Source organism: Kribbella shirazensis (genome assembly GCF_011761605.1).
Classification (GTDB): domain Bacteria; phylum Actinomycetota; class Actinomycetes; order Propionibacteriales; family Kribbellaceae; genus Kribbella; species Kribbella shirazensis.
Genome location: NZ_JAASRO010000001.1, coordinates 2024893 through 2046617, shown reverse-complemented (window position 1 = coordinate 2046617; position 21725 = coordinate 2024893). Strand labels below are relative to the sequence as shown.

Genomic DNA, 21725 nt, shown 5'->3' with positions numbered 1-21725 from the left:
GGTCAGCCCTCCTTCCGGGTGTCGTCACTGTGCACGGCCTGCGACTCGCGGCCGGGCTGGTCCTCCGGACGCGGCCCGGGGACGGCGTCCAGCGGGGCCGGGGCGCCGCCGTTGCCGTTCGGCGCGGTCCAGTTGCGCTCGCGGGCCAGGCGGAGGCCGGCCAGCGTGGCCTTGCCGCCGGTCGGGCCCTCGTCGGCGCGGCCGTCGGGGAAGCCGGCCAGTACCCGCTCGGCCTCCCGCCAGGTGCAGATCGTCGCACCGCGCGGCGACTTCACCTCGTTGCCCTCGCGCAGGTCGTCGACCAGCTGGGTCGCGGACTCCGGCGTCATGTCGTCGAAGAACTCCCAGTTGACCATCATCACCGGCGCGTAGTCGCAGGCGGCGTTGCACTCGAGGTGCTCGAGGGTGATCTTGCCGTCCTCGGTGGTCTCGTCGTTGCCGACGTCGAGGTGCTGCTTGAGCCGGTCGAAGATCAGGTCGCCGCCCATCACCGCGCAGAGCGTGTTGGTGCAGACGCCGACGTGGTAGTCGCCGACCGGACGGCGCTTGTACATCGTGTAGAAGGTGGCCACCGCCGACACCTCGGCGCCGGTCAGCCCGAGCACCTCGGCGCACGCCTCGATGCCCTCCGGGGTGACCCGGCCCTCGACCGACTGCACCAGGTGCAGCATCGGCAGCAGCGCGGACCGGGCGACCGGGTACCGGGCCGCGATCTCGCGCATCTCGGCGAGCGTGGCCTCGGAGATCTTCGAGTCGCCGGTGCTGTACGGCACCGTCTTGTCGGTAGCAGTCGTGTGGTTCTCGGCCATTTAGCGGTCCACTCCACCCATCACCGGGTCAAGGCTGGCGACGGCGACGATCACGTCGGCGACCTGGCCGCCCTCGCACATGATCGGCATCGCCTGCAGGTTTGCGAAGGACGGGTCACGGAAGTGCACCCGGTACGGCTTGGTGCCGCCGTCGGAGACGACGTGCGCACCCATCTCGCCGCGCGGCGACTCGATCGCCACGTACGCCTGGCCGGCCGGCACCCGGAAGCCCTCGGTGACCAGCTTGAAGTGATGGATCAGCGCTTCCATCGACTCGCCCATGATGTGCTTGATGTGGTCGAGCGAGTTGCCCATCCCGTCGGCGCCGACGGCCAGCTGACTCGGCCAGCCGATCTTCTTGTCGGCGACCATCACCGGCTGCCCGTCCATCTTCTCCAGCCGGTCGGCGCACTGCTCGACGATCTTCAGCGACTCGTGCATCTCCTGCAGCCGGACGCGGAAGCGCCCGTACGCGTCGGAGGAGTCCCAGGTCGGTACGTCGAAGTCGTACGTCTCGTACCCGCAGTACGGCTGGCTCTTGCGCAGGTCCAGGGCGTACCCGGTGGAGCGCACCGTCGGGCCGGAGATGCCGAGCGCCATGCAGCCGGCCAGGTCCAGGTAGCCGACGTCCTGCAGGCGGGCCTTGAAGATCGGGTTCGCGTTGCAGAGCTCGGCGTACTCCTTGAGGTGCTTGTTCATCCACGTGATGTACTCGCGGATCTCGTCCAGCGCACCCGGCGGGAGGTCCTGCGCGACACCGCCCGGCCGGATGAACGCGTGGTTCATCCGCAGGCCGGTGATCAGCTCGAACAGGTCCAGCGTCTTCTCCCGCTCGCGGAAGCCGATCGTCATCACGGTCAGCGCGCCGATCTCCATACCGCCGGTGGCGATACACACCAGGTGGCTGCTGATCCGGTTGAGCTCCATGAGGAGCACACGCATCACGTTGGCCTTCTCCGGGATCTGGTCCTCGATCCCGAGCAGCCGCTCGACCGACAGGCAGTACGCCGCCTCGTTGTAGAACGGCGACAGGTAGTCCATCCGGGTGCAGAACGTGACGCCCTGCGTCCAGGAGCGGAACTCCATGTTCTTCTCGATGCCGGTGTGCAGGTAGCCGATGCCGCAGCGGGCCTCGGTCACGTTCTCACCGTCGAGCTCGAGGATCAGCCGGAGCACACCGTGCGTGGACGGGTGCTGCGGGCCCATGTTGACGACGACGCGCTCTTCCGGCTCCTCGCCGAGACCGGAGACGACCGAGTCCCAGTCCTGGCCGGTGACGGTGAAGACCTTGCCCTCGGTGGTGTCCCGGGTGGTCGCGTACGGGTCTGTAGTGGTCATCAGTTGTACGACCTCCGCGTGTCGGGCGGTGGGATGACAGCGCCCTTGTACTCGACGTCGATACCGCCGAGCGGGTAGTCCTTGCGCTGCGGGTGGCCCGGCCAGTCGTCGGGCATCTGGATCCGGGTGAGCGCCGGGTGACCGTCGAAGACGATGCCGAAGAAGTCCCAGGTCTCCCGCTCGTGCCAGTCGTTGGCCGGGTAGACCGAGACGATCGACGGGATGTGCGGGTCGGCGTCGGGCGCCGACACCTCCAGCCGGATCCGCCGGTTGTGGGTGATCGAGAGGAAGTGGTACACCGCGTGCAGCTCGCGACCGGTCTCGTGCGGGTAGTGCACCCCGCTGACGCCGGAGCAGAACTCGAACCGCAGCGCCTCGTCGTCGCGCAGGTGCTTGCACACCTCGACCAGGTTCTCGCGCTTGATGTGCAGGGTCAGCTCGCCGCGGTCGACGACGACCTTCTCGATCGAGTCGTCGGCGGTCAGGCCCTCGAGCCGGTCCACCGCCGCGTCGAACCAGGAGCCGTACGGCCGCGGGGTCGCGCCGGGCAGCGCGACCTGGCGGCGCAGGCCGCCGAACCCGGAGGTGTCACCGGTGCCGCGGACACCGAACATGCCCTCGCGCTGGTCGATGACCTCCGCGTCGGGCGTCTGCGCGTCACTGGCCGCAGAGGTCGCCGGAAGGTTCTCGGGCTGTGAGTCACTCACCGCAGCAGACCCTTCATCTCGATCGTCGGGGCGGCGACCAGGGCCGCGGCCTCCTGCTCGGTCTGCAGCGCCTTCTTGTGCGCGCCGAGCTTCATGTGCTGGATCTCGTCGTGGATCTTCAGGAACGCGTCCAGCAGCATCTCCGGCCGCGGCGGGCAGCCGGGCAGGTACATGTCGACCGGTACGACGTGGTCCACGCCCTGCACGATCGCGTAGTTGTTGAACATGCCGCCCGACGACGCGCACACGCCCATCGCCAGCACCCACTTCGGGCCGGGCATCTGGTCGTAGATCTGGCGCAGTACCGGAGCCATCTTCTGGCTCACCCGGCCGGCCACGATCATCAGGTCGGCCTGCCGCGGCGAGGCCCGGAAGACCTCCATGCCGAACCGCGCGGCGTCGTACCGCGGCGCGCCGGTGGTCATCATCTCGATGGCGCAGCAGGCCAGCCCGAAGGTTGCCGGCCACAACGAGGCCTTGCGCATGTAGCCGAGCAGTCCTTCGACGGTGCTCAGCAGGACGCCGGCCGGAAGCTGTTCCTCAAGACCCATGTCAGTCCCACTCCAGTCCGCCGCGGCGCCACACGTAGGCGTACGCGACGAAGACGGTGACGATGAAGATGACCATCTCGATCAGCCCGAAGAGCGCCATCTGGTCGAAGGCGACCGCCCACGGGTAGAGGAAGATGATCTCGATGTCGAACACGATGAACAGCATCGCGGTGATGTAGTACTTCACCGGGAAGCGGCCACCGCCGACCGGCTGCGGCGTCGGCTCGATGCCGCACTCGTACGAGTCCAGTCGCGCCCGGTTGTACCGCTTCGGGCCGACCAGCGCACTGACGGCGATACTGCCCGCGACGAAGAGCGCCGCGAGCACACCTAGAGCGAGGATCGGTGTGTAGGGGTGCATCGCTGCGTGCTCCCTCCTTCAGCCGGTTGGATCTGTTGTTCGGGTCAGCCCTCAGAGGACTGTGTTATCAGTAGCGCTGTGGCTCAGCTCACTCGCCCCGCCGCTCAGGCCGCGGGAGCGAGTTTCGTGAGGCCGTTGATGATCTTGTCCATCACGTCCCCGTCGCGCGGATCCGTGAGGTTGGCCAGCAACTTCAGGGTGAACTTCATCAAGGTGGTGCGCGGCAGACCGTACTTCGTGCACAGCCGCATCACCTCCGGATTTCCGATCAGCTTCACGAAGATCCGGCCGAGCGTGTAGTAGCCGCCGTACTCCTGCTTCAGCGCCTTCGGGTACGCCGACAGCGCGCGCTCGCGCTGGTTCGGCTGCCGGCGCAGCGCCTGGGCGGCGACCTCGGCGGCGAACGCCCCGGACTCCATCGCGTACGGGATGCCCTCGCCGTTGAACGGGTTGACCATGCCGCCGGCGTCGCCGAGCAGCATCAGGCCGCGGGTGTAGTGCGGCTGCCGGTTGAAGCCCATCGGCAGCGCGGCGCCCCGGATCGGGATGGTCTGGAACTCGTCCCGGAACTGCCACTCCTCGGGCGTGACCTTGAGCCACTGCTTCAGCAGGTCGGCGTAGTCGACCTTGCCGAACGCGTCGGAGGTGTTCAGGATGCCGAGGCCGACGTTCACCGTGCCGTCGCCCATCCCGAAGATCCAGCCGTACCCCGGCAGCAGCACCCGGCCGCCGGGCTGCTTCGGGTCGTCGGCCCACAGCTCCAGCCAGGACTCGAGGTAGTCGTCGTTGGTCCGCGGGCTGGTGAAGTACGTCCGGACGGCGACGCCCATCGGGCGGTCGTCGCGCTTGTGCAGACCCATCGCGATGCTCAGCCGCGACGAGTTGCCGTCGGCCGCCATCACCAGGGGCGCCCGGAACTCGACGTCGTCGCCGGCGCGGCGGCCGTTGTCGTCGACCGGCTTCGCGGTGACGCCGACGATGTCGCCCTTGGCGTCCAGGACCGGGCCGGTCACGTTGGTCCGCTCGCGCAGCCGCGCCCCGGCCTTCTCGGCCTGCCGGGCGAGCATCTCGTCGAAGTCCATCCGGTTCCGGGTGAGGCCGTAGTTCGGGTGGCTGGCCAGATCCGGCCAGTCGAGCTGCAGCACGTGCCCGGCGCCCTGGATGCGCAGGCCGTAGTTGCGGATCCAGCCCGCCTCTTCGGAGATGTCGATGCCCATGTTGATGAGCTGCTTGGTGCCGCGCGGGGTCAGCCCGTCACCGCACACCTTCTCCCGCGGGAACGCGGTCTTCTCCAGCAACAGGACGTCGAGACCGGCGTTCGCCAGGTGGTACGCGGCCGCCGATCCGGCGGGTCCGGCACCGACGACGATCACATCGGCGGTCTCCGCCTGCTGCCCGCTCGGCACGCTCTGGCTCATCTCTTCCCGGCCTGGATGGTTGGGGGCGTGTGCGCTCGTGAAGTCATTCACGAGCCCTCTTCACTCGACAGTCTAGGACTGCCTGACTCGGACACGAAACTCGCCCCAACAGCCTTGCAGGCAAGCAATTTACGCATAATTTCCGTTGCGTAATTAACTGGCCAAATTTCAGGGACGCCGCACGGCCCGGTGGATGGCGACCAGGCCGCCGCTCAGGTTGCGCCACTGGACGCGGGTCCAGCCGGCGCCCTCGATCGCCCGGGCCAGTGGTTCCTGGGGAAGCCAGGCCCGGGTCGACTCCGCGAGGTACTCGTACGCCTCCGGGTTGGTCGACACCACCTTCGCCACCGCCGGCACCGCGCGCATCATGTACTCCAGGTACGCGACCCGGAACGGCTTCCAGGTCGGGTGCGACTGCTCGAGGACGACGAGCCGGCCGCCGGGCCGGGTCACCCGGAGCATCTCGGCGAGCGCGACCGTGACGTCGTTCACGTTCCGCAGCGCCCAGGAGATCGTCACCACGTCGAACGTGCCGTCGGCGAACGGCAGCCGCAGCGCGTCGCCGGCGATCAGGTCCAGCTCGGGGTGCCGGCGCTTGCCGACCCGGAGCATCCCGACCGAGAAGTCGCAGGACACCACGTCGGCGCCGGCCTCGCGCAGCTTGACGCTGGACGCGCCGGTGCCGGCCGCCAGGTCGAGGATCTTCATCCCCTTCCGGGGCGCGATCGCGTCCAGCGTCGCGGGCCGCCAGTACAGCTTCTCCAGACCCATCGTGGCGACCGCGTTCGTACGGTCGTACCCCTCGGCCACGTTGTCGAACATGGCCGCCACGTCGTGCGGGTTCTTGGTCAGATCTGCGCGCGTCACCTGTCTAGTTCATCACGCGGCGCATGGGAGGCCGGACGGCAGGCATACGCTGTGATGTCGTGAGTGCATCTCCAGGTAGCCGTGCGGCCCTCGCGACCCGAGGCCCCGCACCGCAGTTGGTGGTTCGCAGTCAGCTGGTGGACGGGGTGTCGGCGCATCTGCTGGACCATCTGCCGGACGAGGGCGGACTCGCATGGGTACGGCGGGGCGACGGGCACGTCGGCTGGGGCGTCGCCGCCCGGCTGGACGTTGCCGGGAGCAACCGCTTCCAGGAGGCCGTGACCTGGTGGAAGGAGCTGACCGCCGCCGCGGTGGTCCGCGACGAGGCCGGCGTACCAGGCTCCGGACTGGTCTGCTTCGGGTCCTTCGGGTTCACCGACTCCGACCCGGGTGAGCTGGTCGTTCCCGAGGTGATCGTCGGTCGCCGCGGCGACAGCACCTGGGTGACCACGATCTCGCCGGCGAGTTCGCTGGCCGCGCCGCCGGAGCTCCAGCTCCACGAGCCGTCGCCGGTGTACGACGTGGCGTTCGCGGACGGCGCCCGGACCGGGACCGACTGGTCGGGCATCGTCGCCGACGCGGTCCGCCGGATCACCGCGGGCGAGCTCGACAAGGTGGTGCTGGCCCGCGACCTGATCGCGATCGCCGAGCAGCCGATCGACCTGCGCTGGCCGCTGCACCGGCTCGCGACGGCGTACCCGAACTGCTGGACGTTCTCCGTCGACGGCCTGATCGGCGCCACCCCCGAGCTGCTGGTCCGCCGGGAGAAGGGCCTGATCACGTCCCGCGTGCTGGCCGGCACGATCCGCCGTACCGGCGACGACGCGCACGACCTGGCGCTGGCCGCGTCGCTGGCCCGGTCGTCGAAGGACCTGGAGGAACACGAGTTCGCGGTCCGCTCGGTCGCCGACGCGCTCGAGCCGCACTGCTCGTCGATGAACGTCCCGGAGACCCCGTTCGTGCTGCACCTGCCGAACGTGATGCACCTGGCCACCGACGTGGCCGGCGTCGCCAACAACGGCGCGTCCGCGCTGGGCCTGGCCGCCGCGCTGCATCCGTCCGCGGCGGTCTGCGGTACGCCGACCCCGGTCGCGCGGGACCTGATCGGTGAGATCGAGGGCATGCAGCGCGGCCGGTTCAGCGGACCGGTCGGGTGGATGGACGCCGCGGGCGACGGCGAATGGTGCATCGCGCTGCGCTGCGGTCAGGCCGACCCGGACGAGCCGCGCCGGATGCGGTTGTTCGCGGGCGCCGGCATCGTGGCGGGGTCCGACCCGGATGCCGAACTCGCCGAGACGAACGCGAAGCTGGTGCCGATGAGAGACGCGTTGGGAGACTGAAGGTGAAGCTGACGAAGTTCGCACACGCCTGCGTCCGGATGGAGAAGGACGGCAAGGTCCTGCTGATCGATCCGGGGACGTTCAGCGAGGACGCGGTCTTCGAGCAGGCCGACGCGGTCCTGATCACCCACGAGCACCCCGACCACGTCGACGTCGAGCGGCTGCGCGGAGTGCAGGCGCCGATCTTCACCACGGCCGGCGTCGCGGGGCAGCTGAACGACGAGCGCGTCACCGTGGTGGCGGACGGCCAGTCGTTCGACGCGGCCGGCTTCGCGATCCGTGCGTACGGCAGGAACCACGCGATGATCCTGCCCGAGCTCGGCGTCCCGTGCGAGAACATCGGCTACCTGGTCGACGACGCGATCTACCACCCGGGCGACTCGTTCACCCAGCCGGACCGTGAGGTGCACACGAATCTGGTGCCGATCTCGGGCCCGTGGTTCGCGCTGCCGGCGGCGGTGGAGTACGCCCGGTCGGTCAAGGCGCAGCAGACCGTGGGCATCCACAACGCGCTGCTCAGCGACGTCGGCCTCGGCATGATGCAGCGCTGGATCGGCGACGCCGGCGGGCGGCCGTACCACGCACTGACTCCCGGTCAGTCGATCGAGCTCAGCTGAAACCGCCGCAGGTCCACCACGGGCTCGAAACCGAGCTGCTGGTAGAGGCCGTGCGACCGCGGATTGCCGAGGTCCGTGCGTAGACAGACCTCTGCCGGCTGCAGGTTTCGCGCGAGCTGAGCCGTCAGCGCAGCGCCGTACCCACGCCGTCTGAACTCCGGCGGCGTGTAGATCGGTCCCAGCCGTACGACGCCTCGCTGCGGCGGCCGGTGCGCCGCCATCGCGACAACCTGGCCACCGTCCTCGAACACCCACAACCTGCCCTGCCCGATCATCGTCCGGACGCCCACCTCCCCGTCCGCCGGGCGCGGCACGCTCCAGCCCCGCTGCGCGTCCTCCTCCTGCGCCATCGCGTCCAGCCAGCCCGCGCAGAGCTCCGCCTCCTCGCCCTTCGCCGGCCGCGCTTCCCCTGGTACGTCGGGGATCCGCAGCCGGTCGAGCCGGTACAGCCGGACGCCGCCGCGCTCCTCCACTCGCTTGCCGACGGCACCTGCCCACCTCGCGGCGAACCGCTCGGCGACCTCACCCTCGCCCTCGACCGCGGACGACTGCGGCGCCGCGTCGAGCAGGCGCGTCACCAGCTCGTCGACCTGATCCGCGGGGACGTCGGCGAGCCGGATCCCCCGCGGCTCCCGGGCCACCGCGGACGCCCCGCCCGCCGTCACCACCCGAACGCCGCCGGCGGCCAGTTCCTCCAGCAGAACGACGTGCCGGACCGGATCAAGAGAAGTCATAGTCCACGAAGTCCCGGACGGGCCGATAGCCGATGGCCGCGTAGATCTTGTTGGAGGTCGGGTTGGCGAGGTCCGTGTAGAGGCACGCCTGGTTGCCGTCAGCAAGGATCTGTTCCGTGACGTGACCGGTCAGCGCGCCGGCGTACCCGCGCCGCCGCCGCTCCGGGGGCGTGTAGACCGGACCGACACGGCAGACGGCGAAGAGTGCCCGGTGGTAGCCGGCCATGCTCACCGGCTCGCCGTCGACCTCCCAGATCCACAGCGTTGCGTCAGCCAGGTGGCGCTCGGCCCACTCGTGATGGCCGGACGCCAGCTCCTCGGCGAAGCCGTCCTTCCCCCAGGCCGCCACCAGGCCGACCTCGTCCGGCTTCATCGGCCGCGGGGTCCCCGCCTCGGCCTCGAGCCGGGTGAACTCGATCAGCTTGTGCAGCCGGGTCCCTCGGCTCTCGGTCGCGCTGCCGCCACGCCGTTCACACCAACGCTGCGCGAAGGCGCGTGCAGCCGGGCGGTCTCCAGCGACGCCGACGAGCTCCGGGAGTACGTCGGCGTACGCATCGGCGACCGGCCCGGCGAGATCCTCGCGCAGGGCGCCGAGATACACGCCGCGCCCAGGCGTACGCATCGCGACACCGACCACGTCCGGGTCGTGCACGGAAACGAAGTACGACGGCTCGTCCTCGGCGCGGGCGGTGCCGTTCGCGCGCTCGTGGACATTGCTCATGATGATCGTGTGCAGCACCGGATCCTGTTGCAGGAAAGGAAACACGGCCTGCGCGAAGGCCTGTGGATCGCTGGTCACCCGGACATCCATGGCGGTGCTGTTGGCCACGCCTCCGGCGCGGCGGGTCCTGGGGCTGTAACTCCCAGCCTTCCCTCGTCGCTCCACTCGCTACGCTCCCTCCGCTCCTCAGTCCAGGCCGGGAGGCCCCATGACCGGGAGCGTACGCCTGCGGCGGTCGGGCGACCCCGGATTTACACTGCGTCCATGTCCACCACGCGGTTGTTGCTGCTCGGGGTCGTGCGGATCTTCCAGCCGGCCTACGGGTACCAGCTGCGGCGTGAGCTGATGACCTGGAAGGTCGAGAGCTGGGCGAACATCAACCCCGGCTCGATCTACACCGGGCTCCGGACGCTGGCCAAGCACGGCTACCTGCAGGAGATCGAGCAGGACGGGGCCAACCGGCCCGGGCGGACGTCGTACAAGCTGACCGCGGACGGCGAGACGGAGTACTTCTCGCTCCTGCGCGGGATGTTGTGGACCGTCGACGGGTTCCACCCCGACAAGATGCAGGCCACCCTCAGCTTCCTGTGGTCGCTGCGCCGCGACGAGGTGATTGCGGCGATGGAGGCCCGGATCAGCCAGCTGGAGTCCCAGGCGAAGTCGGGGCCGTTCGCCGAGCGCCAGATCCTCGAGGATCCCGGCACGCCGAGCCACGTGGTCGAGATGCTCCGGATCACGACGGCCCGCGACGACGGCGAGCTGCGGTGGACCCGCGAGTTCCTCGACCGGATCCGCGACGGCGCCTACTCCTTCGCCGGCGAGCCCACCGACTGGAAGCCGTACCCCGGCATGGTCACGCACTGGGGCGAGATCCCGGACGCGCCCGAGGCCGCTGAGGAGCCGTAATCAAGATTGACTAGTCAAAATTGATCACTCAGACTGGCTCGCATGATGATCGAAGCTCGCGGGCTTGTCCGCACCTTCAAGACGAAGCGCGGCCCGGTCCAGGCCGTGCAGGGCGTTGACCTGGAAGTGGCCGACGGCGAGATCGTCGGCTTTCTCGGCCCCAACGGAGCCGGCAAGACGACGACCATGCGGATGCTGGCCACCCTGATCCAGCCGACGGCGGGGACCGCGACCGTGGCCGGCTGCGACCTCGCGAAGGACCCGGTCGGGGTCCGCCGCCGGATCGGGTACGTCCCACAGAGCGGGTCCACGTTGCCCGAGGCGGTGGCCGGCGACGAGGTGGTCGACCACGCCCGGCTGTACGGCGTACCCAAGGCGAAGGCGGCCGCGGACGGGCAGCGGCTGTTCGAGGAGCTCGACCTGCCCGGCCTCTGGCGGCGCCAGTGCAAGACGCTGTCCGGCGGGCAGCGCCGGCGCCTCGACATCGTGATGGGCCTGATCCACGACCCGAAGCTGATCTTCCTGGACGAGCCGACCACGGGTCTCGACCCGCAGGCCAGGGCCAATCTCTGGGAGCACATCCGCGGCCTCCGCGACCGCGGCGCGACGATCTTCCTCACCACGCACTACCTGGACGAGGCGGACGCGCTCTGCGACCGGATCCTGGTCATCGACCACGGCAAGATCGTCGGCTCCGGCACGCCGGACAACCTCAAGCAGCAGGTCTCCGGCGACGCGGTCCGGCTGAGCCTCGCCGACGCGGCGCAGGCGCCGGCGGTGACGAAGATCGTCCAGGAGCTGGCCGGCGCGACGCAGGTCGAGACCGACGGCGACGTGGTCGGGTTCCGGATCCCGCGCGGCGGATCGGTGCTGCCCGGCCTGCTCCGCTCGATCGACGCCCAGGGCATCGAGCTGGACGGGGTCGAGGTGCACCGGCCGACGCTCGACGACGTGTTCCTGACCATGACCGGCCGCTCCCTCCGCGACGAAGACACCGCCGCCGCCGCCACCGCCACCACCGCCACCGCCACCGACGAGAAGAAGGAAGCTGTCGCATGACCGTCCTGCGTGAGACCTGGATCGTGTTCCACCGGGCGATGCGGCTGTCGCTGCGGAACCCGATGTGGTCGATCCTGATGCTCAGCCAGCCGCTGATGTACCTGTTCCTGTTCGGCCCGCTGCTCAAGCCGATCACCGCCCAGATCAGCCAGGGCGCCACCACGAACGCCTACCAGGTGTTCATCCCCGGCCTGATCGTCCAGCTCGGCATGTTCGGCGCGATGTTCGTCGGGTTCGGCCTGATCGCGGAGTACCGGGCCGGCGTGATCGAGGCCGACCGGGTCACGCCGGCCTCCCGCATCGCGCTGATGGCAGGGCGCGTACTGCGGGACGTCGTGGTGCTCGTGGTGCAGTCGATGCTCCTGCTGCTCGCCGCGCTGCCACTGGGCCTGCGGGCGCCGTGGGGCGGCGTACTGCTGTCGCTGGTGATCGTCGCGCTGCTCGGCGCCACGTTCGCCTCGCTGTCGTACTCCGTCGCGCTGATCACCAAGAGCGAGGACGCACTGGCTCCGCTGCTCAACGGCATCGCCATGCCGCTCCTGCTGCTGTCCGGCATCCTGCTGCCGATGCAGATCGGTCCGACGTGGCTGCAGCGGCTGTCCGACATCAGCCCGCTGAAGCACGTGGTGAACGGCGTCCGCGCACTGTTCCGAGGGGACATCAGCAGCTCGTCGTCGCTGTGGGGCCTGTTCTGGGTGGTGCTGCTGACGGTCATCGGACTCGCTGTCGGGGCAAGAACGTTCCGCAAGGAATCCGCTTGATGTTCATCGTCGCGTCGCATGGCGGGGCTACCGTCCGGCCATGCGTTCGCCGATGGTCCGTGGGGTCGTCGGCGCTGTCGTAGTCGCTGCGGCGAGTCTGGTGACGTCGGTGGTACCGGCGTCGTCCTGGGTCGCTCCGATCGCGCTACGGCATTCCCTGCCCGGCCGGATGGTCGGGCTGACGTTCATGGTGGCCGGGCTCGGGCTGATGGCCTGGGCCTGGCTGACCGTGGGCAGGCGCGTCATGGCGGGCGAACGGCTCCCGCTGCTCCGCATGACGGCGTGCTGGAGCGCTCCGCTGCTGCTGGCCCCGCCGCTGTTCAGCCGCGACGCCTGGAGCTACGCGGCCCAGGGCGCACTCGTGGCCGAGGGCTACAACCCGTACGACGTGGGTCCCGGCGTACTGTCCGGTCACATCATCGAGGCCGTCGACCCGATGTGGATGCAGACGCCTGCGCCGTACGGTCCACTGCCACTCGCGTACGGCGGTCTGGTCGCCCACCTCACCATGGACCCGTACTTGCTGATGCTGGCGCACCGCCTCCTCGCCGTACTGGGCATAGTCCTCATCGCCTGGGCCGTACCGCGGCTAGCGCCCGCCTGTCGCGTCGACCCGGCCATCGCGACCTGGCTGGTGGTGCTGAACCCGATGCTGATCACCCATGGCATCGGCGCGGCCCACAACGACGTACTGATGCTGGGACTCGCCTGCAGCGCGTTCGCACTCGCTCTGACCGGCCACTGGGGTACGGCGGCTGTCGTGGCCGGTGCCGCGGCCGCCGTGAAGCTGCCCGGTGGACTGGTGGTGATCGCGATTGCTGCGGTCATGAGTCCATTGGCGGGACGGGTACTACGGTTCGCCAGCCTGGCCATTGCGGGGGCGGTGTCGGTGCTGACGCTCGTCACCATCGGTGCGCTGACCGGTGTCGGCTCCGGCTGGCTCGGTGCGCTCGACGTACCCGGACTGGTCCGTTCACCGTTCTCCCTCGCCAACCTGATCGGGATGGCGGCGTCCGGCGTACTCGGCTGGCTGGGTGAGGACACCGCCGCCGAGCAGGCACTCCAGATCGTCCGTCTGGTCGGCATCGTCGCCGCACTCGGCCTGATCGCGTACCTGAGTCTCCGGTCGTCGATCCACTACGCGGCGCGGGCTGTCGGGGTCGCGCTGCTCGCTGTCGTCGTCCTCGGCCCGAGTGCGCACGACTGGTACTTCCTGTGGTGCCTGCCGTTCCTCGCGGTGGCGCGTCCCGGTCGACGGCTGACGACGATCATCACCGCCGTCAGCCTGATCTTCACGATCGCGGCGCCGCTGAATTCCTCGCTGCGTGGTGCGACGATCCCGATCCTCACCACGACCGCGCTGGTCATCGCGATCGCCCTGCCCTTGCTGAACCACCTCCGCACACTGCAGCCGGCGCGGAAGGTTCCAGTTACAGCTGCTTGAGGGCTGCGACGAGGGCCGCGCCGGTCGGGCGGTGCTCGTCGCGGGAGATCCGCACCTCGACGACGTCCAGGCCGGCGACCGTGGGCGCCAGCGCGGCCCGCAGTTCGTCGGCAGTCCGCACCAGCGCGTACGACGTACCGCTGGCAGCGCACAGTGCGGACAGGTCGACGTTGTGCGGCGTACCGAAGACGCGCTCGAAGTGCGTGGCGTGGGCCGGATCGCCCTGCTCGAGGGTGGAGAAGATCCCGCCGCCGTTGTCGTTCACGACCACGATCCGCAGGTCGGGGCGGGCCTCGTCCGGGCCGATGACGAGGCCGTTGCTGTCGTGCAGGAAGGCGAGATCACCGATCAGCGCGTACGTAGGGCCCGCGTTCGCCAGCGCCGCGCCGACGGCGGTGGAGATCGTGCCGTCGATGCCGGCGAGGCCGCGGTTCGCGATCGTGCGGATTGGGACGACCGGGGCGAGGTCGAGGTCGCGGACCGGGTTCGAGGAGGCGACGACCAGCATGCCGTCGGCGCCTGCCGCTTCACCGACGAGCGCCGCGACGCGCGGTCCGCTCAGGCCGTCCGCGAGAACCTTGTCGATCTCGGGACGTGCCAACTGGTCGGCGTGCTGCCATCTGGCGAGCCAGTCGGTCGTGTCGGCGTCGGTGACCTCGAGACCGGTGACCACGGAGGCCGCGCGGCGGGCCGGGTCCGGCCAGTGACCGGTCGGCGCCACCACGACCACCTCGACGTCCGGTCTCGCGAGCAGCTTGGAGATGGGCCGCGACAAGGTCGGGTGGCCGTAGACCAGCACTCGCTCGATCTCGTCGGCAATCGTACTTGCCTGTAGCAACAACCTGTAGGCGGAGATGACCGACGGCCCGGTCCGTGCCCGACTCGACGGCTCCGCAAACAACGGCCACCGGCCGGCCTCAGCAGCCAGCCGCGCCGCCTGAGAGGCCCCGTCACCAGCAACAACCACGGTCTTCGGCCCCGGAGATACTGCAGCCGGTTGACCATTCGCAGCATGCACAGCGGTCCACGGCCCAGTACTGCGCCCATTGAGCGGCTCCGGCCACTCAGGTCCGTCGGTAGGTACCAGTGGCTCGCTGAGCGGACAGTTGAGCTGCACCGGCCCAGGGTCCGCAGAACGTGCACCTGTCGCGTTGGCCACTGCCCGCGCCACCTGTGACCGCCAGTACGCCACCTGACCTACCTCGCGTACCGGCGTACCCATCTCGTGGAACAGGCGGACTGCGGAGCCGAACACCTTGATCTGATCGGTCGTCTGGTTCGCTCCGGTTCCCCGCAGTGCAGGCGGCCGGTCCGCGCTCAGCACGATCAACGGCAGCCCGCTGTGCGATGCCTCGAGGACAGCCGGGTGCAGGTTCGCCACCGCCGTACCGGAGGTTGTCACGACGGGCACCGGTAGGCCGCTCCCCCGCATCAGGCCGATGGCCAGGTAGCCCGCCGTACGCTCGTCGATCCGGACGTGCAGCCTGAGGCGGCCGTCGCGGTCAGCCGCTGCGAGCGCCAGGGCCAGTGGGGCGCTGCGGGAGCCGGGAGACACCACTGCCTCGCGGACACCGCAGCGGATCAGCTCGTCGACCACCACAGTCGCGAACGCCGTGGACGGATTCATCCCGCACTCCTCTTCTGAACTCGAGCCAACCGGTTGTCCCACACCGCAGTTCGAGTTGCATCTGCCTTTGGTAGGTCTGGGTCCGGCACGACGCGCCTGACCGGGAGAAAGCCTGCTTCTGCGACCAGCGGCTCGGCGGTTACGTCGGACGTGAACATCGACACCGTCGCGAGACCGCACGCGTACGGGAGCTCTGGGAGGGCAGCGGCGAGTGCCACGCCGGCTGCGATGCCGACCGAGGTCTCCAGCGCTGACGACACCACTACGGGCAGTCCGATCTGCTCAGCGATCTCCAGACACGCACGGACACCACCGATGGGCTGCACCTTCAGTACGGCGATGTCGGCCGCGTCCAGCTTCTTGACGCGTAGCGGGTCCTCTGCGCGGCGGATCGACTCGTCGGCCGCTATCAGTACGTCGGTACGCCGCCGTACCTCGGCCAGCTCCTCCACAGTTGCTGACGGCTGCTCGACGTACTCCAGGTCGAACCGCTGCAGCTGCTTCAGGTTCTGCACGGCCTGCTCGACCGACCACAGACCGTTGGCGTCGATGCGGACGTTCCCGTTGCCGATGGCGTCCCGCACTGCCTCCACACGCGCCATGTCATCTGCGAGCGTCTGACCCGGCTCGGCCACCTTCACCTTCGCCGTACCGCACCCTGAGGCTCTGACGATCTCGGCAGCCTTCTCCGGGTCGACTGCCGGAACAGTGCAGTTGACGGGCACTCGATCCCTGACAGGCGGCGGCCAGCCGTCCTCAGCCGCCTCCCGCGCCGCCCGCAACCAGGAGACACAGGTGCCGTCGTCGTAGTCCAGGAACGGACTCCACTCGGCCCAGCCCGCAGGGCCTTCGTACAGCATGCCTTCGCGCACCGTGATGCCGCGGAACTTGTTCTTGAGTCCGATCGAGTACGTGATCACCGTACGCCCTCCAGCAACCGCTGCCGATCAACCTTGCCCGAAGCAAGCATCGGCAACGCCTGGAGCTCGACGACATCCCGAGGCGCCCAGGCCCGCGGCAAGGTCTCGGCCACGAAGTCCCGCAACTCCTCCCGCCCGATCCCACGAATCGCCGCCCCGCCACTCGGCTGGTCAGCGGTGCCGGCGACCACGAACGCCACCACCCTCGTCCCCCACTCGGCGTCCGGCACGCCCAGCACCACGGCGTCCTTCACGCGCGGATGCTCCAGCAACCGCGCCTGCACGGTCGGCAGCGTCACATTCACGCCGCCCGAGATGACCACGTCGTCCACGCGACCGATCACCCGCAGCCGCCCGTCCACGATCTCGCCACGGTCCTGCGTCCGGAACCACCCGTCCCGGAACACCTCCGCCGTGAGCTCCGGCCGGAGCCGATACCCGGAGAACAACGTGTTCCCCCTGATCAGAATGCGGTTTCCGTCGAGGTCGACCGCCGTACCGTCCAACGGCACCCCGTCGTACACACACCCGCTGCCGGTCTCAGTCATCCCGTACGCCGGGATCGCGTTCACCCCCGCGGCCGCCGCCCGCCGTTTGAGCTGTTCCGGGGTCGACGCACCACCGATGACGATCGCGTCGAACGACCTCAGCCCTTCGAGATCCGTCTCCAGGTACCGCGCAAGCTGGGTGGGAACCATCGCGGTATACCGCCTGGCCCCCGTCATCTTCCTGGCGCTCTCGGTGAAGTTCTCGCCCAGCATCACCGGGCTCGTACCCGCGATCAGCGACCGCGTAAGAATCTGCAACCCGCCCACGAAGTACGGCTTCATCGGCAGCAACCACTGCCCCGGTCCCCCCAGCCGCTCGTGGGTACCGGTAGCCGACGCAACCAGAGCCTCCCGCGACAACACCACACCCTTGGGCTCCCCCGAGGACCCGGATGTGGTCAGCACCACAGCACACCCGTCCTCAACCGGCTCCCCCGGCACCGCCGCCTGCTGCACGCGCGCTGCGCCGACCGGGTCCTCCGGCACCGGTGCAAACGGCATACCACTGCCATCCAGCACCCCGGCAAGCGCCGCCAACACCCCGTCCGGCGTCCCCGGAACCAGTCGCAACGTAGACATGACACCCCGAGCGTACGGCCCACTCCCCGCCACGCGAGCCCCACCTCGACGATCCACCGCACGATCCCGCCCGCCCTCGGCACCGGCGTCACCCGCGGGCCAACGCCGACCGACTCCGCCCTCGGCACCCGCGCAACACCTCGCCTGACCGCAGCCCAGCCCGTCCCTCGACGCCCATGCCACAACTCGGCCAAGCCGCAGGCCGGCTCCGCCCGCCCGAGGACCACCACCCGGGGCGTCGAGTCGTGGCGAAGGGTTGCGAACCCGATCGCCGAGTCGCGGAAAACGGCTGACTAACGCAGCCGGAATTCACGACTCGGCCGACGGGTCCGAGGCCGGTCCGCGCCGTCGGCCTCGCGGCTGACAGAATCGACGGTCATGGCCACCCCTGCCCAGTGGATCGAGGGCGCGCGCCCACGGACCCTGCCCGCCGCGATCTCCCCCGTGCTCGTCGGAACCGGTGCGGCCGCGTACCTGGACGACTTCGTCTGGTGGAAGGCGCTACTGGCCCTCGGCGTCGCCCTGGCCCTACAGATCGGCGTCAACTACGCCAACGACTACAGCGACGGCATCCGCGGCACCGACGAGAACCGCGTAGGCCCGCTCCGCCTCGTCGGTTCCAAGGTGGCCACCCCCCGCGCAGTAAAAACCGCCGCCTTCACCTGCTTCGCCATCGGCGCCGCACTGGGCATCGTCCTGTGCGCTACGTCAACCTGGTGGCTCCTCGTCGCCGGCGCAGCCTCGCTCCTGGGCGCCTGGTTCTACACCGGCGGCAAACGCCCGTACGGCTACCGAGCCCTAGGCGAAGTCAGCGTCTTCCTCTTCTTCGGCCTGGTAGCCGTCCTAGGTACGACGTACGTCCAGGCAGAAGACCTGCACTGGACCGCAGTAGCCGGCGCCGTCGCGATCGGCTCCATCGCCTGCGCCCTCCTGGTAGCCAACAACCTCCGCGACATCCCCACAGACTCAGTAACCGGCAAACGCACCCTGGCCGTAGTCCTAGGAGCCCCCAACTCCCGCCGCCTCTACGCCGCCCTAACCGCCCTAGCCTTCATCCTGGCCGCAGTCTCCGCCATAGCCACCCCCTGGACCCTCCTGGCCTTCATAGCCCTCCCCCTGGCCGCAAAATCCACCCGAATCATCCTGAGCGACGCCGTAGGCCCCGCCCTAATCCCCGTCCTAAAATTCACCGGCCTAACCGAACTCCTCTACGCCATAGGCCTCGGCCTAGGCCTCGCCCTCGGCAACTGAGGTTTCTCCCCCACGCGTGCGACGCGGACGCTCTACTCAGGCGACGACCCACAGAGCGCACCCGCTACCTGCGCGAGCCGCCAGCTCGTAGCAGGTTCCCGACATCGACAAACGAAAACGCCCAGCATTAACAGCGACTCCACAGCCCGCTACGAGCGGAGCGCCTAGAGCCAGGGTGGGTCGTATCGGCTCACATAGGCGCGTGCGCGTTCTGTCGGGTCTGCCCAGTACTGGTGCGGTTGTCGATGCACGTGCTCTTCACAGAACTCCCGGAGGTCACTCGTGATCGTCTCCACCTGACGGACGGGGAGACCTTCGAAGTCGCTGTTGACCTGCAGGAGTTCGGACTCAGGGTTCCAGCCCGACGCATCGAAGGCCCACGTGTCCCACCTCGCGTACACGTGCAGCGGATGCTCGAAGTCACCCAAGTACAGCGCCGCCAAGGCGATTTCCTTATCGGGATAGAACTCCCTGCACGTCCAGGCCAGCACGTGGCATGCCCCACTCGAGAAGAACGCCTGATCCGTTCGTTCCCAGGAGACCCTTTGGTCTGTCCGCTCGATCGCGGTCCGTCGGAACACCCCAGACGCCGTCACTGCCACGGGTCGATGCTAGCGACGATCGCATCGGGCCGCTCGCCAGCAGCTGATCCATGCGTTGCTCGTCCCACCCGCCGTCGGGCCGCATCCGGCTCGACCAGCGCACCGGCCAAGCAGTCGGCGGGTGGTGTCATGAGGTCAGTGCGTCCCAAGCGGCCATGGCGCAGGTGATCACGGTTTCCAGTTCGGCGCGGGTGGCGCCGTCGCGGGCCTGGATGGAGAGGCCTTGGACGACGGTGGCGTAGTACCGGGCCATCGCGTCCAGAGCCGCGGATGAGAGCGGGAGGTCGCCGTCGCGGGACAGGCGCTCCCTGATCTCGGTGTACTGGCCGTGGCGACCGTCCGCGAGGAATTCGCGTACTGCGTGATTCTCGACGGCCCCGGTCGGTGCCGCGAGGATCAGCATGCAGTAGTGCGGATGGTCGGCCTGGGTGACCTGGTCGGCCGTCGCCCGGAGCATCTCGTGGATTGCTTCGCGGGCGGTCGGTTGTTCGCGGAGTGCCCGGCGGGGCGGTTCGCCGGCTGTTGCGCCGTACAGGGCCATGACCTGGCGGAACAGGTTTTCCTTGCTGCCGAAACAGGCGTAGATGCTCGCTGACTTGATGCCCGTCGCCTCGGCCAGGTCGTTGAGCGAGGTGCCTTCGTACCCGCGTTCCCAGAAGACATCCAGGGCCTGGCGCAGGGCGACGTCCGGATCGAACGTCCGCGGTCGGCCGCGAGTCGCCATGCCGTTCCCCTCCCGGAATTGTTGGTCGATCGACAAAGTTTAGCTTGACCTCATCGTACGGCGGTGTCACGCTTTGTTGGTCGATCGACCAATAAAGGAGCAGACCATGCGCGCGCTGCAGCAGACAAGCCTGGACGGACCGCAGGGTCTACGCCTGATCACCGACGCACCGGTCCCGGTTCCGAAACCGGGCGAGGTGCTGGTCCGCGTCGGCGCCGCCGCCCTCAACTTCGTCGACATCTCGCAGGCGCGCGGGATCTTCGCGGGCGGCCCGCAGCCGCCGTACGTCGCGGGCATCGAAGCCGCCGGCGAAGTGGTGGCGGTCGGCGACGGGGTCGACCTCGAGCTCGGCACGCACGTGATCGGGGTCAGCATCGGGGGCGGAGCGTTCGCCGAGTACCTGGTGCTGCCGGCGGCCGCGGCCGTTCCGGTGCCGCCGGGTTGGACCGACGAGCAGGCGCTGGGCCTGGTGGTCAGCTGGCCGACCGCACTGGCAGCGCTCAGGCCGTTGGGTGGACTCACCGCCGGGCAGACGGTGCTCATCCATGCGGCAGCCGGCGGCACCGGCCAGAGCGCGGTACGGCTGGCCAAGCATTACGGCGCAACCGTGATCGCGACCGCGTCACCGGAGAAGCACGACGTCGTACGCGCGCTCGGCGCCGACCACGTGCTCAACTCTCGCAGCGCCGATCTCGCCACCGAGGTACTGCGACTCACCGGCAGCGCGGGCGCCGACCTGACGCTGGAGTCGGTCGGCGGCCCCACCCTCACCGCCAGCCTGAACGCCACCAAACGCGTCACCGGACGTGTCGTCGTCTTCGGCCTCGCCGCCGGCGCATCCCCGATCACCAACTGGGACCTGGTCTACAAGCACCAGCTCCACGTCATCGGCCTCAACCTGGGCGCGCTGATCCGGTACGCGCCACAGGTGTTCGGCGAGGTCATGGGCGAGCTGTTCGGCCTCGTCGCGGCGGGGGTGATCCCGCCCGGCACGCCGACCGTCCACGAGCTGGCCGACGGACCGAACGCACTCGGCGACCTCGAATCGCGAACCACAGTGGGCAAGCTGGCCCTACTCCCCCAGGCCTAGCGCGGCACGTCGTACATCAGGTGGGTCACTCCGTGGCCTTGGGCAACGAGGGGCGCGGTCGTCGCTCAACGCTTCGTCGTGGCGGGTGGTCTCAGTGCGACGCGTTGTTCGTGATCAGGTTCTCGATGGAGTTGGCGAGTTCGGTGGGTGGTCGTTGGCCGTCGAGTTCCAGGGTTGCGCCGCGGCGGAGTAGGGGTTCGACGGTTTCGACGTAGTTGGCGATTTCGGCTTGCTGTTCTGAGGTTTGGCCGTAGGGGTTGTTTGTACGGCGGCTTACGCGGGCGATGAGTACGTCGAGGGGCGCGCTGAGCAGGATGATGTGGTCGAAGCGGTCGTAAAAGCGGCCCTGGTTTTCGACAGTGCCTGAGATGATTGCGTCGGAATGTTCGGCCAGCAGTTGATCCACGCGTTGCTCGTCCCACGTGCCGTCGGGCAGCACCCAGCCGTCGTAGTCGGTGTCGACGGTGAGGTGGCCTCGGCGGCGGAGTTCGTTGAGGACGGTGGTCTTTCCTACGCCGGACATCCCAGTCACCAAGATCCGGGCCATGCCAGAGACGGTATCAACGAGCCGCGACGCGAGTTACCTTCGCCGGCCCGCTTAACCACAGGCACCGGCCAAGCACTCGCACGGGTGGGCGGGAGCGAGCGAAGCAGGCGCGCTGAGGAGCACAGCGACGAAACAAGCGCCTGCGTAGCACGCGTGGGGCAAACCACCTCCACCAAACACCACAGCCGACCCGAACCAGCACAC

Annotated in this window: 23 protein-coding genes; 8 read left to right on the top strand and 15 right to left on the bottom strand. The window is 69.1% G+C overall.

Annotated elements, in window-relative coordinates:
* Positions 1-2: 2 nt before the first annotated feature.
* From nuoE to BJY22_RS10005, 7 genes are all read right to left on the bottom strand, one after another.
* Positions 3-809, bottom strand: coding sequence for an NADH-quinone oxidoreductase subunit NuoE (gene nuoE, locus BJY22_RS10035; protein WP_202891052.1), 807 nt, complete (start codon positions 807-809; stop codon positions 3-5).
* Entirely contained in the window at positions 810-2147 is a 1338-nt protein-coding gene (locus BJY22_RS10030) for an NADH-quinone oxidoreductase subunit D (protein WP_167205549.1), read from the bottom strand. It lies immediately after the preceding gene.
* Positions 2147-2854 carry an NADH-quinone oxidoreductase subunit C gene (locus tag BJY22_RS10025; RefSeq protein ID WP_167205547.1) on the bottom strand — a complete coding sequence of 236 codons (708 nt, stop codon included), beginning with the start codon at positions 2852-2854 and terminating at the stop codon, positions 2147-2149. The genes BJY22_RS10030 and BJY22_RS10025 overlap by 1 nt, the downstream gene beginning before the upstream one ends.
* Entirely contained in the window at positions 2851-3405 is a 555-nt protein-coding gene (locus BJY22_RS10020; RefSeq protein ID WP_167205545.1) for a NuoB/complex I 20 kDa subunit family protein, read from the bottom strand. The genes BJY22_RS10025 and BJY22_RS10020 overlap by 4 nt, the downstream gene beginning before the upstream one ends.
* A gap of 1 nt (position 3406) precedes the next feature.
* Entirely contained in the window at positions 3407-3766 is a 360-nt protein-coding gene (locus BJY22_RS10015; protein ID WP_131469019.1) for an NADH-quinone oxidoreductase subunit A, read from the bottom strand.
* 104 nt (positions 3767-3870) lie between these two features.
* Complete coding sequence (locus BJY22_RS10010; RefSeq protein WP_167218071.1) at positions 3871-5184, bottom strand: geranylgeranyl reductase family protein; 1314 nt, start codon at positions 5182-5184, stop codon at positions 3871-3873.
* A 168-nt stretch (positions 5185-5352) separates the two neighbouring features.
* Entirely contained in the window at positions 5353-6051 is a 699-nt protein-coding gene (locus tag BJY22_RS10005; protein WP_167205542.1) for a demethylmenaquinone methyltransferase, read from the bottom strand.
* Positions 6052-6110: 59 nt separating this feature from the next.
* Between BJY22_RS10005 and BJY22_RS10000 the strand changes: the two genes are divergently transcribed.
* Complete coding sequence (locus BJY22_RS10000; protein WP_337758450.1) at positions 6111-7391, top strand: isochorismate synthase; 1281 nt, start codon at positions 6111-6113, stop codon at positions 7389-7391.
* A gap of 2 nt (positions 7392-7393) precedes the next feature.
* Positions 7394-8008 (top strand): MBL fold metallo-hydrolase, encoded by a 615-nt coding sequence (locus BJY22_RS09995; RefSeq protein ID WP_167205538.1) that lies wholly within the window; start codon positions 7394-7396, stop codon positions 8006-8008.
* Here BJY22_RS09995 and BJY22_RS09990 read toward each other — a convergent pair.
* Positions 7987-8742 (bottom strand): GNAT family N-acetyltransferase, encoded by a 756-nt coding sequence (locus tag BJY22_RS09990; protein ID WP_167205537.1) that lies wholly within the window; start codon positions 8740-8742, stop codon positions 7987-7989. The two genes, BJY22_RS09995 and BJY22_RS09990, sit on opposite strands and share 22 nt — an antisense overlap.
* On the bottom strand, positions 8729-9541 hold the full coding sequence (locus BJY22_RS09985) for a GNAT family N-acetyltransferase (protein ID WP_337758448.1): 813 nt from the start codon (positions 9539-9541) through the stop codon (positions 8729-8731). Before BJY22_RS09985 ends, BJY22_RS09990 begins: the two co-directional genes overlap by 14 nt.
* A gap of 186 nt (positions 9542-9727) precedes the next feature.
* Between BJY22_RS09985 and BJY22_RS09980 the strand changes: the two genes are divergently transcribed.
* From BJY22_RS09980 to mptB, 4 genes are read left to right on the top strand one after another with little or no spacing between them, the layout of a single operon-like run.
* The gene (locus BJY22_RS09980; RefSeq protein WP_167205533.1) at positions 9728-10369 is read left to right on the top strand and encodes a PadR family transcriptional regulator; all 642 of its coding nucleotides are present in this window, start codon (positions 9728-9730) and stop codon (positions 10367-10369) included.
* Positions 10370-10411: 42 nt separating this feature from the next.
* Positions 10412-11428: an ABC transporter ATP-binding protein gene (locus tag BJY22_RS09975; protein ID WP_167205531.1), complete on the top strand. Its 1017-nt coding sequence runs from the start codon at positions 10412-10414 to the stop codon at positions 11426-11428.
* On the top strand, positions 11425-12189 hold the full coding sequence (locus BJY22_RS09970; RefSeq protein WP_167205529.1) for an ABC transporter permease: 765 nt from the start codon (positions 11425-11427) through the stop codon (positions 12187-12189). Before BJY22_RS09975 ends, BJY22_RS09970 begins: the two co-directional genes overlap by 4 nt.
* A 40-nt stretch (positions 12190-12229) precedes the next feature.
* On the top strand, positions 12230-13633 hold the full coding sequence (mptB, locus tag BJY22_RS09965; protein WP_167205527.1) for a polyprenol phosphomannose-dependent alpha 1,6 mannosyltransferase MptB: 1404 nt from the start codon (positions 12230-12232) through the stop codon (positions 13631-13633).
* On the opposite strand, the gene menD is transcribed toward mptB, so the two are convergent.
* Genes menD through BJY22_RS09950 form a run of 3 tightly spaced genes read right to left on the bottom strand, consistent with a single transcriptional unit; the run spans position 13620 to position 17307 of the window.
* Entirely contained in the window at positions 13620-15260 is a 1641-nt protein-coding gene (gene menD, locus BJY22_RS09960; RefSeq protein WP_167205525.1) for a 2-succinyl-5-enolpyruvyl-6-hydroxy-3-cyclohexene-1-carboxylic-acid synthase, read from the bottom strand. The two genes, mptB and menD, sit on opposite strands and share 14 nt — an antisense overlap.
* Positions 15257-16180, bottom strand: coding sequence for an o-succinylbenzoate synthase (locus tag BJY22_RS09955; RefSeq protein ID WP_167205523.1), 924 nt, complete (start codon positions 16178-16180; stop codon positions 15257-15259). The genes menD and BJY22_RS09955 overlap by 4 nt, the downstream gene beginning before the upstream one ends.
* The gene (locus tag BJY22_RS09950; protein ID WP_167205521.1) at positions 16177-17307 is read right to left on the bottom strand and encodes an AMP-binding protein; all 1131 of its coding nucleotides are present in this window, start codon (positions 17305-17307) and stop codon (positions 16177-16179) included. The genes BJY22_RS09955 and BJY22_RS09950 overlap by 4 nt, the downstream gene beginning before the upstream one ends.
* Positions 17308-17685: 378 nt before the next feature.
* On the opposite strand from BJY22_RS09950, the gene BJY22_RS09945 reads away from it, so the two are divergent.
* Positions 17686-18558, top strand: coding sequence for a 1,4-dihydroxy-2-naphthoate polyprenyltransferase (locus BJY22_RS09945; protein ID WP_167205519.1), 873 nt, complete (start codon positions 17686-17688; stop codon positions 18556-18558).
* A 164-nt stretch (positions 18559-18722) separates the two neighbouring features.
* Here the strand turns inward: BJY22_RS09945 and BJY22_RS09940 are convergent, their stop codons facing one another.
* Both BJY22_RS09940 and BJY22_RS09935 read right to left on the bottom strand, forming a co-directional pair.
* The gene (locus tag BJY22_RS09940; RefSeq protein WP_167205517.1) at positions 18723-19160 is read right to left on the bottom strand and encodes a hypothetical protein; all 438 of its coding nucleotides are present in this window, start codon (positions 19158-19160) and stop codon (positions 18723-18725) included.
* A gap of 127 nt (positions 19161-19287) precedes the next feature.
* The gene (locus BJY22_RS09935; RefSeq protein ID WP_167205515.1) at positions 19288-19884 is read right to left on the bottom strand and encodes a TetR/AcrR family transcriptional regulator; all 597 of its coding nucleotides are present in this window, start codon (positions 19882-19884) and stop codon (positions 19288-19290) included.
* A gap of 106 nt (positions 19885-19990) precedes the next feature.
* On the opposite strand from BJY22_RS09935, the gene BJY22_RS09930 reads away from it, so the two are divergent.
* On the top strand, positions 19991-20974 hold the full coding sequence (locus tag BJY22_RS09930) for an NADPH:quinone oxidoreductase family protein (RefSeq protein WP_167205513.1): 984 nt from the start codon (positions 19991-19993) through the stop codon (positions 20972-20974).
* 91 nt (positions 20975-21065) lie between these two features.
* Here the strand turns inward: BJY22_RS09930 and BJY22_RS09925 are convergent, their stop codons facing one another.
* On the bottom strand, positions 21066-21521 hold the full coding sequence (locus BJY22_RS09925; protein WP_167205511.1) for an AAA family ATPase: 456 nt from the start codon (positions 21519-21521) through the stop codon (positions 21066-21068).
* Between the last annotated feature and the right edge of the window lie 204 nt (positions 21522-21725).